The organism is Aeromonas sp. 603404 (genome assembly GCF_049171775.1).
Lineage (GTDB): Bacteria > Pseudomonadota > Gammaproteobacteria > Enterobacterales > Aeromonadaceae > Aeromonas > Aeromonas veronii_A.
The window spans coordinates 121,205-136,144 of sequence record NZ_JAAKPE010000003.1 but is presented as its reverse complement, the minus strand read 5'-3'; the positions used below and the strand labels follow the sequence as shown (position 1 = coordinate 136,144).

Annotated in this window: 13 protein-coding genes; 9 read left to right on the top strand and 4 right to left on the bottom strand. The window is 59.2% G+C overall.

The window, feature by feature from the left end; translation table 11 throughout:
- Nucleotides 1–48: 48 nt before the first annotated feature.
- Entirely contained in the window at nucleotides 49–1,074 is a 1,026-nt protein-coding gene (gene astE, locus G5306_RS06290) for a succinylglutamate desuccinylase (protein WP_069526733.1), read from the top strand.
- Between the two features lie 160 nt (nucleotides 1,075–1,234).
- On the opposite strand, the gene G5306_RS06285 is transcribed toward astE, so the two are convergent.
- Together G5306_RS06285 and gloB are read right to left on the bottom strand one after the other, a co-directional pair.
- The gene (locus G5306_RS06285; protein WP_421312574.1) at nucleotides 1,235–2,788 is read right to left on the bottom strand and encodes a LysM peptidoglycan-binding domain-containing protein; all 1,554 of its coding nucleotides are present in this window, start codon (nucleotides 2,786–2,788) and stop codon (nucleotides 1,235–1,237) included.
- Between the two features lie 70 nt (nucleotides 2,789–2,858).
- Complete coding sequence (gene gloB, locus G5306_RS06280) at nucleotides 2,859–3,623, bottom strand: hydroxyacylglutathione hydrolase (protein ID WP_421171792.1); 765 nt, start codon at nucleotides 3,621–3,623, stop codon at nucleotides 2,859–2,861.
- 72 nt (nucleotides 3,624–3,695) lie between these two features.
- On the opposite strand from gloB, the gene G5306_RS06275 reads away from it, so the two are divergent.
- Entirely contained in the window at nucleotides 3,696–4,418 is a 723-nt protein-coding gene (locus G5306_RS06275) for a methyltransferase domain-containing protein (protein WP_005361718.1), read from the top strand.
- On the opposite strand, the gene rnhA is transcribed toward G5306_RS06275, so the two are convergent.
- Nucleotides 4,406–4,870, bottom strand: a complete 465-nt coding sequence (gene rnhA, locus G5306_RS06270) for a ribonuclease HI (RefSeq protein WP_005353268.1) — start codon at nucleotides 4,868–4,870, stop codon at nucleotides 4,406–4,408. The genes G5306_RS06275 and rnhA overlap by 13 nt on opposite strands.
- Nucleotides 4,871–4,949: 79 nt before the next feature.
- Here rnhA and dnaQ point away from each other — a divergent pair, with 79 nt between their 5' ends.
- Nucleotides 4,950–5,684 carry a DNA polymerase III subunit epsilon gene (dnaQ, locus tag G5306_RS06265; RefSeq protein ID WP_058055867.1) on the top strand — a complete coding sequence of 245 codons (735 nt, stop codon included), beginning with the start codon at nucleotides 4,950–4,952 and terminating at the stop codon, nucleotides 5,682–5,684.
- Nucleotides 5,681–6,952 carry a TIGR03503 family protein gene (locus G5306_RS06260; protein WP_421312573.1) on the top strand — a complete coding sequence of 424 codons (1,272 nt, stop codon included), beginning with the start codon at nucleotides 5,681–5,683 and terminating at the stop codon, nucleotides 6,950–6,952. Before dnaQ ends, G5306_RS06260 begins: the two co-directional genes overlap by 4 nt.
- 100 nt (nucleotides 6,953–7,052) lie before the next feature.
- Here the strand turns inward: G5306_RS06260 and G5306_RS06255 are convergent, their stop codons facing one another.
- Entirely contained in the window at nucleotides 7,053–8,570 is a 1,518-nt protein-coding gene (locus G5306_RS06255) for an HD domain-containing phosphohydrolase (protein WP_216954328.1), read from the bottom strand.
- Nucleotides 8,571–8,882: 312 nt separating this feature from the next.
- On the opposite strand from G5306_RS06255, the gene G5306_RS06250 reads away from it, so the two are divergent.
- The 5 genes from G5306_RS06250 (at nucleotide 8,883) to G5306_RS06230 (ending at nucleotide 14,922) form a co-directional block, all read left to right on the top strand.
- Nucleotides 8,883–9,686: a siderophore-interacting protein gene (locus G5306_RS06250; RefSeq protein ID WP_069526731.1), complete on the top strand. Its 804-nt coding sequence runs from the start codon at nucleotides 8,883–8,885 to the stop codon at nucleotides 9,684–9,686.
- A gap of 278 nt (nucleotides 9,687–9,964) precedes the next feature.
- A complete protein-coding gene (locus tag G5306_RS06245; protein ID WP_421312645.1) occupies nucleotides 9,965–11,932 on the top strand; it encodes a TonB-dependent receptor domain-containing protein in 1,968 nt (655 codons plus the stop codon).
- A 125-nt stretch (nucleotides 11,933–12,057) separates the two neighbouring features.
- Nucleotides 12,058–13,074, top strand: a complete 1,017-nt coding sequence (locus G5306_RS06240; RefSeq protein WP_019446608.1) for a FecCD family ABC transporter permease — start codon at nucleotides 12,058–12,060, stop codon at nucleotides 13,072–13,074.
- 7 nt (nucleotides 13,075–13,081) lie between these two features.
- The gene (locus tag G5306_RS06235; protein ID WP_149152541.1) at nucleotides 13,082–14,119 is read left to right on the top strand and encodes a FecCD family ABC transporter permease; all 1,038 of its coding nucleotides are present in this window, start codon (nucleotides 13,082–13,084) and stop codon (nucleotides 14,117–14,119) included.
- Nucleotides 14,119–14,922 carry an ABC transporter ATP-binding protein gene (locus tag G5306_RS06230; RefSeq protein WP_421312572.1) on the top strand — a complete coding sequence of 268 codons (804 nt, stop codon included), beginning with the start codon at nucleotides 14,119–14,121 and terminating at the stop codon, nucleotides 14,920–14,922. Before G5306_RS06235 ends, G5306_RS06230 begins: the two co-directional genes overlap by 1 nt.
- Nucleotides 14,923–14,940: the final 18 nt, after the last annotated feature.

Here is a 14,940-nt window from a genome sequence, read left to right as displayed (position 1 = left end):
CTTGCGTATAATCCGGCCATAGTATTCCAGAGCGAGAGGGTGAGACGGATGATTCCCCAGCACGATTTTTTGGCCTTGACCCGCAGCCATGAGTGGCAGCTTGAGCCCTTTGAATTTGCCCTGCCCGATGGTGCGCGGGTCAGTGTCTGGGATACCGGCGTGCTCTGTCTGGAGCCTGCCAGTGGCGCGGGCGGCCAGCCGGGAGGGCGCAAGGATATCGTCCTCTCCTGCGGTATTCACGGCAACGAGACCGCTCCCATCGAGATCTGCAACCAGCTGCTGAGTCGTCTGCTCTCTGGCGAGCTGAGCGCCCGCCATCGGGTGCTGTTCCTGTTTGGCAATCCGGCGGCGATGAATCTGGGGCTGCGGGAGGTGGAGGAGAACATGAACCGGCTCTTCTCCGGTGCTCACAGCAAGGGGGAGGGGCTCTGCAATCGGGAGCGGATCCGTGCCATGCGTCTCGAGCAGTATGTGAGCCGCTTCTTTGCCGATCCGGCTCGTCCCCGTTACCACTACGATCTGCACACCGCCATTCGCGGTTCGCGCCACGAGAAGTTTGCCGTCTACCCCTTCCCCCACGAGCGGCCTCACTGCCGCGAGCAGGTGCAGTTCCTCGGCGCCTGCGGGGTGCGTACTATTCTGCTCTCCGCCAGCCCGACCACGACCTTCAGCTACTACAGCTCCCGCCAGCATGGTGCCCACGCCTTTACGGTGGAGCTGGGCAAGGTGCGCCCGTTTGGCGAGAACGACATGACCCGCTTTATCGAAACCCGGCAGGCGCTGCAGGAGCTGGTCACTCAGGATGAGGTGGCACTGGAGCCGTGGCGGGCGGATGATTTCACCCTGTTTGCCATCGATCGGGTGATCACCAAAAAATCGGCGGACTTTCGCTTCCTGTTCGCCAGCGATGTCGACAACTTCACCGAATTCCCGCAAGGGTTCGTGCTGGCCGAGGATGGCGAGCTGCGCTACACGGTCGAGAAGCCGCGTGAGGCGGTGGTCTTCCCCAATGCCAATGTGGCGATCGGTCAGCGCACCGTGCTGATGGTGGTGCCGACAAGGCTCTGGGAATAGCTGTGATAGTTTTGCCTGCAGAGCGGTGATGCATCCGCAGGCGGCGCCAAGCCATTGTTTTAGTCGGCGGCTTAGACACAGCAGCGGTTAGCCGCAGTAATAAAAAACGGGGCCAGTCAGATGACTGGCCCCGTTTTTTATCGGGTTCACGCGGTGAGGCTTAGCTGTTGTTCTTCACAAACAGGGTCAGCTCCTGACCGGGTTTGAGGTAATCCCTTTTATCCAGCTGGTTCCAACGCATCACATCGTTGATAGCCACCTGGAAGCGAGCCGCGATGGAGGAGATGGAGTCGCCACGGCGAACCTGATACACCATCGATTTGTCGCTCTTCTTCCCTTGCTTGGGATAGACCACCAGCTTCATGCCTGGCTTGAGCGCCGACTTGGCATTCAGACCGTTCCACTTGGCGAGCTTTTCGTGGGAGACGCCGTGCGCCTGGCTGATGCTCCACAGGTTGTCACCCGAGCGCACCTTGTAACTGACCTTGGCCTTCTGGCTGCTGCCACGGCTTGCCAGCTGCTGCGGTTTGCTGGCGGAGCTGGCCTTGCTGCTGACCTGACCATGGGTCGGGATCACCAGTTGTTGACCGCGACGCAGGTTGTTGCTGCGCAGATTGTTGGCCAGTTTCAGCTCGCTCACGCTGACGCCGTGATTCTGGGCGATGCGCGACAGAGTATCGCCACTGGTGACCTGATAGGAGCGGGTACGAATACGCTCGCTCTTGGGCAGATCGGCCAGTGCCAGCTCCAGGGTATCGGCATACTCCACCGGTACCAGCAGGCGGTAAGGGCCACGGGGCGACATCACGCCACGGCTCAGGGCCGGATTGACCTCCTTGAGCTGTGACGTGCGCAGACCGGCCAGTTGGGCGGCCACATTCAGATCGATCTGGCTGCCAGTCTCAACCACACGCAGCTTCGGCTCGTTGGCGAGCACCGGCAACTGGATATTGTACTTGTCCGCATTGCTGATCATGTCAGCCATGGCGAGGATCTTGGGCACATACATCCGGGTTTCGCGCGGCAGATCGAGCGACCAGTAGTCGGTCGGCTTGCCTGCGCGCTGATTACGCTGGATGGCGTTGCGCACCCGGCCTTCACCGGCATTGTAGGCGGCCAGCGTTTGCAGCCAGTCACCGTCAAAGAAGCGGTTCAGGTACTCCAGATAGTCGAGCGCCGCATTGGTGGAGGCCAGCACATCGCGCCGTCCATCATACCAGTTGTCGTGGCGCAGACCGAAGTTTCTGCCTGTCGCTGGCACAAACTGCCAGAGTCCGACGGCATTGCTGCGGGATCGGGCATGAGGATCAAACATGCTCTCGATCATCGGGACAGTAATAAGCTCCATTGGCAGCTCACGCCGTTCAATCTCCTCTACCATCAGATAGAGGTAGGGTTCAGCCCGGCTGGCAATGGTCGCCAGATGCTTATCATTGCGCAACAGCCACTCACGTTGCTGGCGGATGCGCGGGTTGTCCGGAGTTTCCAGTTGCATATCATCGCTGATACGCACCCACAGATTGTCCGTCTCTTCCATTTCATCCAGTTGTTCATCGCCAAACAGGAAATGGGAAGAGTGTTTTTTATGCGCTTTTTTCTTGACCTGGGGGGACTTGATCGGCTCGATTGCCGTTAGCGCCCGGTCATCCTGATGGCTCAGGTTTTGGCAGCCGCTGAGCAACAGCGCTGCCAATAAGGCCGTTCGTACCTTCATCTCGTTCCGGTCATTTTTGGGAAAAACAGCCCGCATCATAAGGGGCAATGGCCCCCTGATCAAGGTTTGTTCAAAAAACGTCCTTCCACTGACGCAAGATGGTGAAGGTATCTACCGGATTTTCCACGCATTTTAGCCCCTTCTTTTCAGCAGAAAATTTTACCGAATCGAGCTCGCAGCGCAGAAAAACATTAAACTTGCGTTCATCCTCCAGCCGGGTGGGCAGGCTTGGCAGCCCTTGTTGCCGCAGTTTGCTGATCAGTCCGATCTGATCACGGATCGCCGGATTGTCCGGTTCAACTGCATAGGCAAAGCGCAGGTTGGAGAGTGTGTACTCATGGGCGCAGTAGATCAGGGTCTCGTCGGGCAGGGCGGCAAGGCGCTGTAACGAGTGGTACATCTGTTCCGGCGTCCCTTCAAACAGGCGGCCACAACCGGCCGAGAAGAGGGTATCGCCACAAAACAGCATGCCGTTACCATAGTAAGCGATATGGCCACGGGTGTGCCCGGGCACATGGATTACCTCGAGGGCGAGGCCGTGCCAGTTGATCTGATCACCATCTTCGAGCCACTGGCCATGATGATCCGGCATAGGGTCAAGTTTGGGGCCATAGAGCCGGGCGTGGGGGAAGTGGGCAAGCAGGTCGGTGACGCCCCCGACATGGTCGTGATGGTGATGGGTCAGCAGGATGGCATCGAGCACCAGCCCCAATGCCTCGAGCCGCTCCAGCACGGGTGCGGCATCGCCCGGATCGACCACCAGACAGTGATTTTCGTGGCGGATCAACCAGATGTAGTTGTCATTAAAGGCTGGAACTGTGATCACTGGATACATGAGTCTGCTTCTCTTTAGGGAGGGTATCTTATATAACAGGATGGCGTTCGAAACCCCGAGTTGAGCCCTATTATGCAGGTGGCACGTACCGAACAACAAATCGAGATCCCGACCAGCTGGTCTGCATTGCCTATGGGGGACTGGGTGGCGGCCGAGATCCAGGATCGGCTCGACAACTGGTGCCCCAATCTGTTTGGGTATCATCTGCTGAAAATTGGCGCCCTGAGCGCTGAACTCTCCTGCAAACGCTCCTCCATTCGCCACCAGATCGGGGTTGCCCCCGGTGGGCGGCTGCTCGACATGTATGGCGACCCCCTCGATCTACCGGTACGGACCGGCAGCGTCGATGCCTGCCTGCTGGCCCACTGCCTTGATTTCTCCGCCGATCCCCATCAGGTATTGCGTGAAGCCGAAAGAGTGTTGACCGACGATGGCTGGCTGATCATCAGTGGCTATAACCCCATGAGTCTGGTCGGGATCGGTCACTGTGTGCCGTTCTTGCGGCGCAGAATGCCCTGGTCGGCACGGATGTTCACCCCTGGGCGGGTGACGGACTGGTTGCATCTATTGGGATGCGAGGTGATGTTCGACGAGCGCTTTGGTTATTCGTTTATGGGAAAACAGAGTTGGCACAGTTGGTGGCGAGAGAGTATCGGGCGGGATTATTGCAGGGCATTTGCATCGGTATACGTGATTGCGGCCCGTAAACGGCGCTTTCCACTGATCCCGGTGCGGCGGCGCTGGCAACTGCCAAAGTCCCTCGCCACACCGGGAATGGCCCGTCAGGGCTGGTAGCCGGTATCCTCGGCCAGATCCTTGCCGCAGGCGGCCTCTCTGGCCAGCTCGTCACACCGTTCGTTCTCCGGGTGGCCGGAGTGACCCTTCACCCAGAGCCACTCAATCTGGTGGCGACCCACTTCTGCATCCAGCTCCTTCCAGAGATCGACGTTTTTGACCGGTTGCCGGTTGGCGGTCATCCACCCTTTCTTCTTCCAGCCGATGATCCACTGGGTGATCCCCTGGCGGACATACTGGCTGTCGGTGGTGAGGCGCACCTTGCACGGTTCGTTGAGGGTGCGCAGCCCCATGATGGCGGCCATCAGCTCCATCCGGTTATTAGTGGTCAACTTGAATCCGGCGGAAATCTCTTTGCGGTGCTTGCCGTAGACCATCACGGCCCCGTAACCACCCGGGCCCGGATTGCCGAGGCAGGAGCCGTCGGTATAGACATCAATCTGTTTTAACATGAGCAATCAATCTGTTTTAACATGAGGCTTGGGGTAAACTAGCGAGTAAGTAAAGCCGAAGTTTGACATAGATTGGATCATGAACACACCCCAACTGAATCGCCAGATCATTCTGGATACTGAAACCACAGGTATGAATACGGCGGGCGGCCCTGTCTATCTGGGGCACCGCATTATCGAAATCGGCTGTGTGGAGGTGATCAACCGCAAGCTGACCGGTAACCACTATCACGTCTATATCAAGCCTGATCGTCTGGTTGACCCGGAAGCGATCCAGGTACACGGTATCACAGACGAGTTTCTGCGTGACAAACCGTCGTTCAGCCAGATTGCCGATGAATTCCTCGACTTCATCCGCGGCGCCGAACTGATCGCTCACAACGCGCCGTTTGACGTGAGCTTCATGGACTACGAGTTCAGCAAGCTCGGACTCAACTTCAAGACGGCGGATATCTGCACCATCACAGATACCCTGGCGATGGCGCGGGATCTCTTCCCCGGCAAGCGCAACAACCTGGATGTGCTGTGCGATCGTTACGGTATCGACAACTCCCACCGTACCCTGCACGGGGCTCTGCTCGATGCGGAGATCCTGGCGGACGTCTACCTGCTGATGACCGGCGGCCAGACCAAACTCAATCTGGCTACCGAGAGCAACGAAAACGAAAGCAATCAGGACACCAGCATTCGCCGGTTGGAGAGCAACCGACCCGCCCTCAAGGTGGTGCGTGCCAGTGCCGAGGTTCAGGCCCTGCACGAGGCGAGACTGGATCTGGTACAGAAAAAGGGAGGAAGTTGTCTGTGGCGGCAATGAGCAAGTGGTGTGCCGGTCTGCTGTTGTTGCTCTCGCTGGGGGCGATGGCGACCGAGGTATTTGCCCCTTCCGATATTCCGCTGCTGGATAACCGCTTTCGCATCGATTACGGCGTGAAGGAGATCACCTTCATCATCAAACGCAAGCCGGGCACCCCGTCCGTGATCCTGGTTCGCCCCGATGGCAGCAAGCTTTACGTGGGCAAGGTCAAACCCGCAGATGTGGGTTGGCTGGCGCTGCCGGAGCATGATCTCATTACCCTGCGCAATCCCATGCCGGGCCCCTGGCAGGCGATTGGCGAGGTGGATCCCGACAACCGGGTGCGCATTCTCTCCGATATCCGGCTCGATATCGCCGCCCTGCCGATGCAGCTCTATCAGGGGGAGGTGGTCAGGCTCAAGGCGTGGTTGCTGATCAATGGTCAGCCGCCGAAAGATAAATACTATCTCTCTGATCTTGGCATGACCGTCAAGCTGCAATCGTTCAGCGATGCCGATAAGAAAGAGGTCGTGCTGGATCAAGTACTTGGCCACTATCGCGATGATGGCAAGGGGCTGGACGAAGTGCCGGGTGACAGCATCATGACGGCGGAAGTGACACTACAGGATATTCCCGCCGGCAAATACCGCGCCATGTTCAGCACAGGTAATCAGGTGTTTGTCCGAGCCCGCTATCAGGATGTGCTGCTCTATCCTTATCCGTTCAGCTATAACCTGACACCCCCTTCGGAAGAGCTGGGCGCCAAATTGTCGCTGCTGATCGATCGTGATGAACTGGATCCGGCCTCTGTCGCGATCAAGGGGAGTGTCACCAGCAATGTGGGTGGCCTCTACGAGTTTAGCGAGACGGCCAGTGAGCCCAAGCTTGATATCGATCTCTCTGCCATCAAGGAGGTCGGTCAGCATGAGGTGAAAGCGACCCTTTATGGCACCACTCGTCTGGGGCGCGAGCTGAAGATCGAGTTGCCGGTGAAAACCTTCAATATCTTTCCGCCCCCTCCGCCCCCTCCGCCTCCCGCAGAGGTGGCATCAGCAGCCGCTCAGGCCTCCAGCGCCGAGTCTACCGAAGAGCAGCCTGAAGAGGGAATGGGGTGGCTACTTTGGGTTCTGGTTGGGGGTGGGGTACTACTGGTGTTGCTGGGAGGCGCAGGTTTTGTGGTGATGCAAAAACGGCGTGCTTTTAAACGTGCGCTAGCAGCAGCTCAGGCTGAAAATCAACAAAACGGCCAACCGGCAGCCAAGCTGGATCTCAATTTGCCAGAGCAGTAGCCCAGACTCGGGAAAAACGATACACCAGAGAGAAGAAACCGCCCTCGATAAGCAGGGCGGTTTTTTAGCTCGAACCCTTAGGATAAGGGATTGGCAGCAATCAGTGATCGCCAATATAGACATCCTTGTTCTGCTCGCGGATCTCGAGGAATTTGTCCAGATTGGCCATCATCAGCTCGACCAACTGGGGGTCGAAATGCTGCCCCTTCTCCTCTTCAATCAGGGCCAGCACCTTGTCCAGCGGCCACGCTTTCTTGTAGCAGCGATCCGAACCCAAGGCATCGAACACATCGGCCAGTGCCACGATCCGTCCTTCCAGTGGGATATCGGCCCCCTTCAAACCGCGGGGATAACCGCTGCCATTCCACTTCTCATGGTGATTGCCTGCTATGGTGGCGCCAATCTGGAACAACGCCAGATCGCTGCCGGAGAGCATATCCTGACCGAGTTGGGCATGAGTTTTCATGATCTCCCACTCTTCCGGGGTCAGCTTGCCCGGTTTGTGCAAAATGGCATCGGGAATCCCCACCTTGCCAATGTCGTGCAGTGGTGAGGCCCGTTTAACCAGCTCGCTCTGCTCTTCGCTCATCCCCAGCAGATGGCAGAAAAGCTCGGTGTAGAGCGCGACCCGTTTGACGTGTAACCCTGACTCCTTGGAGCGGGTTTCGACCAGTTCGCCGATGCGATAGATGATCTCCCGCTGGTTGTCGGCGATCACCTCGTTGAGCCGGATATTTTCCAGTGCCACTATGATGTTTTCGGTAAACAGGGTCAGCAGGCTGGTATCGATCTGACTGAGCTGGCGAGTGGTCTCGATATGAAACAACAGGTGGTGGCGCGGGTTTTGGCAGTAGAGCACCATCTGGTTGGTGTTGTAGATATTGCAGCCCCGGGTCATGGCCTGACGCAGTATCTCGGGTGCCTCTGTCAACCGCACCGGGGGATGACCTGGCAGCAGGGGCTCCAGCAGTTGATCCTTCACTTCGTAGGCATATTGTTTTACATCGTAAATCTGGGTCTCTCCCAGATGGAGCAGGGCGCTCAGCTGCTCTTGGGCGCCTTCGACAAACTGACGCAGCGCCCGTTTCTCAAAGATCCCCTTGGAGGCTTCGATGACTTTTTCCAGCCCTTGCCGGTTGCTTTCCAGGGTGCGGATATCCCGATAGGAGCGCAGGCTGGCCCGCAGCAGGGTGCGCAGCTTCTGGGAGGTGAGCTCGGTTTTATCCTTGTAGTCGTTGATGTCGTAGTTGGTCACCACGTCATCTTCCGGCGCTTGGCCGGGTTGGCCGGTACGCAGCACGATGCGTACCATCTTGTTTTGCAGCTCTTCACGGACATATTTGACAACATCAAGACCGGCGTGATCGACCTCCATCACCACGTCCAGCAGCAGCAGTGCAACATCCGGGGTGGTGGCCAGCAATTTTTTTGCCTCTGCAGCCGAATAGGCATGCAGAAACTCGATGGGACGATTGTCAAACTCGAATTTGTTTAAAGTGATCTTGGTGATGCGATGCACTTCCGGTTCATCGTCAACAATCATCACCCTCCAGCCTGCTTGCTGCGCGTCGGGGAGGGAGAGCTCGTCATCATCAATAATCAGGATCTGGTCATCCATCATACAATCCTGTTTGGCATCCTGTGCTTACATTAACTGCTTCACTAAGGATAGGAAACTTATTGAGAAATAAAATTTGATCTCGAAAAACTATGGTCGAAATAGGCAAATGGAACCCTGCGTGACAGTGTTGTTGTCCGGCTGCTTTCTTCGTCCAATCATGGGACTAGCGTGCATAAGCCCGTTTCTCTGTTCGGGGGCTGATGGTAGTGATTAGTGATGTTTGAGCCGGATAGACGAGAAATAATCGCATTTGATAGTGATTCCCATTTGTGTGTAGCATAGGCAACACACTCAACGAGGAGCCTCATTGTGTCCCCATCTCTGCCTCCCAATCGTCCCCGTCTGCTGACTGTCAAAGCCATTACCCAGATCACCCCCCATTTGCGTCGTATCACCTTTGGTGGCAGCGAACTGGCTGACTATCCCTTCACCTGCGGTGGGGCCCATATCAAGGTGATGCTGGCCCAGCCCCATCAGGTAGAGCCGGTGCTGCCTGCAATGACCCCGAGCGGCCCGCGCTGGAGTGACCCGGCTGACAAGCCGGTGATCCGCACCTACACCATCCGCGCGTTTCGCCGTGATGAGCAGGAAATTGATATCGACTTCGTGCTGCACGGTGACGGCGGGCCCGCCAGCGCCTTTGCTACCCATGCCAAGCCGGGAGAGAAGGTAATCCTCTCCGGGCCGGGTGGTCCCAACCCTATGCTGCAACCGGCCGATCACTACTGTCTGGTAGGGGATCTCACCGCCTTGCCCGCCATCATGGCGATGTGCGAGGTGATGCCTGCCGATGCCAGAGGGGAAATTGCGATTCTGGTGCCGGATCAGGCCGATGCTCAGCCGTTGACGCTGCCGGTCGGGGTGCGCTGTCACTGGTTTGTCGGCGAGCCCGAGTCCAGCGGCCTGCTGGAGCATGTGATTGCTCTGCCGCTGGTGCGCGATGGTGGCTTCTTCTGGCTGGGTGGGGAAGAGGCGCTGGTGCTGCCGCTGCGCCGCCATTTTCGGTCTGTGCTCGAGGTGGATCGCCAGTCGCTCTACGCCGTGCCGTACTGGCGCCGGGGCAAGAGTGAAGAGGCCTATCACCAGACTCGCCACGATGTGATGGATAATTAAGCGGATGCGAAAGAATACCTGATTCACTCTTGCAAATAAAAATGATTTGCATTTAGTATTGCGCCGTCCCGATGTCAGTCGGTACGGCGCTTTTGTTATTGATGGCTGCGAGTGGCATAGCACAACGCAGGGCCTGCCGTAATGCACTGATGTTCGGGGTGATGGGGCATGGACGACTGTTCATGCCAATGAACTCCATCACTTTGCACCGGGTCTGGCGAGGTCAGACAGGGATGTCGGTGGTGTTGGCCTTGGTTGTTTTATGTGGAGTGTTGATGATGCGTACATCATCCCGACGATTTGCAGTGCATCCGCTGGTGTTGTCCCTTTTTGCCCTGCCAGTTCTGGCCCAAGGGACTGCGCCTGTCACCGTTCATGAAACTATGGTGGTGACGGCGAGTAAAACCCGGCACAGCGAGCTGACCGCCCCGGCCAGCGTCTCTGTGGTGACTCGGGCCGAGCTCGACAAGCTCAATGTCAATGATCTGACCGGCGCTCTGAAACAGTTGCCGGGGGTCAATATCAGCCCTGCGACCAGCTACGGCCGCAGCGAGATCAAGTTGCGCGGGCTGGAGGGGGATTACACCCTGTTGCTGGTCAATGGCCGGCGTATCAGCTCCCGCGATGCTCTTACCTCCGGTTATGGCAATGATTTCGATCTCTCCGCCATCCCGATGGCGGCCATTGAGCGTATCGAAGTGATCCGTGGCCCCATCTCCTCCCTCTACGGCGCAGATGCGCTGGGTGGGGTGGTCAACGTCATCTTGCGCCAACCCGGGGAGAAGACCGAAGCGGCGGCCACCTATACCTTCAGTGACCCCACCGACGGTCACGGAGGGGATATCAACAAGGCGAGTGCCTATGTGGGCGGGGCGCTGATCGACAACAAGCTGCTGGCCAACCTGGTGGTGGAAGGGAACCACAGGGATGCCTGGCAGAGCGAGCAGAGCATCAACCCCAAGGCCGATGCCATCGAGCAGCGTGAAAAGCTGGGGATCCTCTCCAACGTCAAATGGTTGATCGATGATCGTCAGGATCTGGATGTAGGGATGAACTACGCCAAAGACGATCGGGAGGCCCACTGGAACAACTACGGCCAGACGCCGCGCAATATCCAGCAGATGGAGCGACTGGGGCTCAATGCCACCCACGTCGGCCGTTGGGATCAGTTCGACAGCCGGGTCGGCTATGCCTTCGAGCAGGTGGATCTCTTTGATGACTCCGAACTGATGACGGCGCTGAGCAAGACCAGCGGCGATGTGAGCCAGACCAACCACACCTTCGATGGCCAGCTGAGCGGTAATCTGGGCAGCCACCTGCTGACCAGTGGTGCCGAGTACCGCATCACCGAACTCAAGCACAACGTCAACCTCAAGGGGGGCGATGTCAGCGTCAACCAGAGCGCGCTCTATCTGCAGGATGAGTTTGGCTTTGGCGATCTGGCGTTGACCCTGAGTGGCCGGGTCGATCACCACGAGACCTATGGCACCGAGTTCAGCCCCCGCGGTTACGCCCTCTACAGCCTGACGGACAACTGGGTGGTCAAGGGAGGCATTGGCAAGGCGTTCAAGGCGCCGACCATTGCCCAGTCCAACCCGGATTATGCCGTAGCTGCCTGTCGCGGTCGCTGCGCCGTGGTGGGCAACCCGGATCTGAAGCCGGAAACCGCCGTCAGCTACGAGCTGGGCACCGCCTACGATGGTTCGTTCTGGGGCGCCTGGGTTACCGCCTTCCACAACGATATCAAGGACAAGATCCAGAGCGAGGCATGGACCTCCACCTGGCGTCCGGCGGTGATGACCTATCAGAACGTCAGCAAGGCCCGCATCAAGGGGGTGGAGCTGAGCGGCTGGTTTGATATCACCGATACCCTGACCCTTTCCAGCAACGTCACCCTGATCGACGGGGAAGACAAGACCAGCGGCAAGGATCTCTATCGGACGCCGGAGCATACCGCCAACGCTAAGCTGGAGTGGCAGGTCATCGAGAGCCTGAGTACCCAGCTGGGCTGGAACTACACCGGCAGCCAGATCCTCCCGGTTCCGCGCATGAGCGGCACCACCTATGAGACGACTGCAGGATTCCACACCCTGGATGTCGGGGCAGTCTGGAACGCCACCCGGGCACTGGATCTGAAGTTCGGACTCAACAACCTGACCAATACCAAGCGTGACTGGGTTGCCACCGAGGCCGATCAGATCCTCGACGGGCGCACTGTCTATGCCGGTGTGGCCTACAAGCTGTAATGGCTGAACGGGAGCCCGCATTGGCGGGCTTCCGCTGTTGTCAGGGGATCACCTCGGGTGACGGCTTTTATTTCAACCACATGTATTTCAACAACATGCGCATTGCCACCATAAGGAGTTAAAGGGTGTTTAGAGACCAGACCTCGCTGTTCTGGCTGGGATTGTTCCTCCTGTTTGTACTGCTTTCTCTTTCGCTCGCCACCGGTGCGGGTGTCTATGGTGCTCGCGAGGTGCTCGGCTACCTGATGGGGGATGCCCGCTGGGCTGGCGACGAGAAGCTCGCCATGGTGCTCAATACCTTGCGACTGCCGCGCACCCTCTGTGCCATGGTGGTCGGCGCCTCTTTATCTCTGGCTGCCTCCTTGTTGCAGAGTGCGACCCGCAACCCGCTGGCAGAGCCAGGTCTGCTGGGAGTCAACGCCGGGGCCGTCTTTGCGCTGGTGGTGGGGCTCACCTGGTTTGGTGTGGAGTCTGCCTATGGCTATTTGCTCTGGGCCGGACTCGGCGCACTGCTCGGCAACGTGATTGTGTTGGGGCTCGGCATGATGATTGGCCGCTCCAACCCCCTCAAGCTCATTCTGGTCGGGGTGGCGCTCTCCGCCACCTTCGGCGGTCTCTCCAGCTTTCTGCTGCTCTCCAACAAGATGGTGCTGGAGCAGTACCGCTTCTGGAACCTCGGCTCCCTGTCGGCGGCCAATCTCGATGCCATCATTGCCGTGCTGCCCTTCGTGCTGGCGGCGTTTGTCATCACCTTGCTGCTCTGTCGCCAGCTGACCCTGATGCAGATGGGGGACAGTCAGGCCCAGGCGCTGGGGATCCGCCCCAACCGGGTGCGAATTGGCGTGCTGCTGGCCGCCACCCTGTTTACCGCCAGTGCCATCGCTATCGCCGGCCCCATCGGCTTTGTCGGCTTTCTGGCCGCCTACTGTGGCCGACTGGTAGAGCCGGTGAAACTGTCGGTGCAGGTCTGTTTCTCCGCCCTGTTCGGCATGCTGTTTCTGCTGTTGGCCGACATTCTGGCGCGCTGGCTGATCCAGCCGTTCGAGCTGCCCAACGGGGTCATTCTGGCCCTGATCGGGGCACCTGTGCTGATCGCCATTGTCCACCGCGGGGGTTTTCGTACCCTGCTGACCGTCAAGTGAGGGGCTGATGCGCACACCTACCGATATGCTCTGCCTGCGGGCCGGCAACCGATCTTTGCTGCTCCATCTGCCGAGTTGGCGTTGGCTGGCTCTGCTGGCAATGGCGCTGCTGGCGCTTGCTCTGCTGGCCCTGAGCGTTGGCGGCGGCAAGCTCGGCTTTGCCGGGGTGGTCAACACCCTGCTGGGGGAGGGGACACGGCTTGAGCAGCTCACCCTGTTCAAGATCCGGCTGCCGCGCATCCTTGGGGTGGTGGTGGCGGGGGCGGCCATGGGGCTCTCCGGCTGTCTGGTGCAGACGCTGGTGCGCAACCGGCTGGCCACACCCGATATGGTAGGGGTCAACAACGGGGCCTCTCTGGCCATCATCGTCTTCTCCCTCTACCTGACCGTGGGCAGCTGGCCCTGGTGGGCGGCACCTATCGGAGCCATCTTCGCGGCGCTGGTGCTCTATGCCCTCTGCCGCAAACCGGGTGAGCAGGGCTATCTGTTCGTGGTGATCGGTATCGGCCTCTCCGAGCTGTTCGAGGCGCTCGGCCAGTTTGTGATGTCCACCCAGGCCCTGCTGCACTTGAGCTCCCTCTATCTGTGGAACATGGGCAGCTTTATCGCCGTGGGTTACAGCACCATCACCCCGATCGCCATCCTGTTGCTGCTGCTCTGCCCGTGGATCGTCTATCTCTCCCGCTCGCTGGCGGTGCTGCGCTTTGGCCCCGAGATGGCCAGAGGGCTTGGCGTCAATGGCGATCGGGTGCAACTGGGCATTCTGGCCCAGGCCATTCTGGTGGCGGCGCTCGGCACCGCCATCGGCGGCCCCGTGGTCTTTATCGCCATGGCGGCCCCCATTCTTGCCTCCTGGCTGGTGAAAGACCGGGTGGTGCCGCTCTGGCTGGCGGCGCTTAGCGGCGCCCTGCTGCTGCTTGCCAGCGATACCCTGGTCCGGGTGCTGGCCAGCCCCCACGAGGTGGCGACCGGCATCATGACCCGCATTCTCGGCGGCTTGTTGCTGCTGTTTCTTCTCGTTAACGATCGCCAGAGGGCTGACTGATGACGCTCACCGTAAATCGCCTCCATTTCGCCTATCAGCAGACCCCCATTTTGCGGGACATCTCTTTCAGCGTGCCGAGGGGCAAGCTGGTGGGGATCGTCGGCCCCAACGGCTGCGGCAAATCGACCCTGCTCAAGCTGCTATCCGGCCAGATGAAAGCCCAACGCGGCGAGATCCTGCTCAAAGGCAAGCCGCTCGCCAGCTACCCCATGAAGGGGTTGGCGCGGGAGCTCGCCTATCTGCCCCAGCGGCCGACCCTGCCTGCCGGCATTCTGGTGGAGCAGTTGGTGCAGTATGGCCGCCACCCTCATCAGGGCTGGTTCAATCAGTGGGGCGAGGAGGATGCCCGCATGGTGCGCAGCGCCTGCGAGCGGATGCAGCTTGAAAGCATCTGGCAGCAGAGCGCAGCGTCCCTCTCCGGCGGGCAGGCACAGCGGGCGTGGCTGGCGATGATCCTGGCGCAGGACAGCGACATGGTGCTGCTCGACGAGCCCACCAGTGCCCTCGATATTGGTCACCAGACCGAGGTGATGGAGGCGATCCATCGCATCACCGCCGAGGGCAAAACCGTGCTGCTGGTGATCCACGATCTGGCGATGGCGGCCCGCTACTGTGACGAGCTGATCGCCATCGGCGAGGGGACCATTGCCGCCATGGGCCCGGCCCGGGAGGTGGTGACCAAGGATCTAATCGACCGGCTCTACCACACCAGTGTCGACATTCTGCATGCCCCCGGCGACGGGGCGCCCATTATCGTGCCTCGTCGCCACGAACATGGCCGTGCCCTGCGTTCGGCGAGTTGAGTCATATGGGCCTGCTCT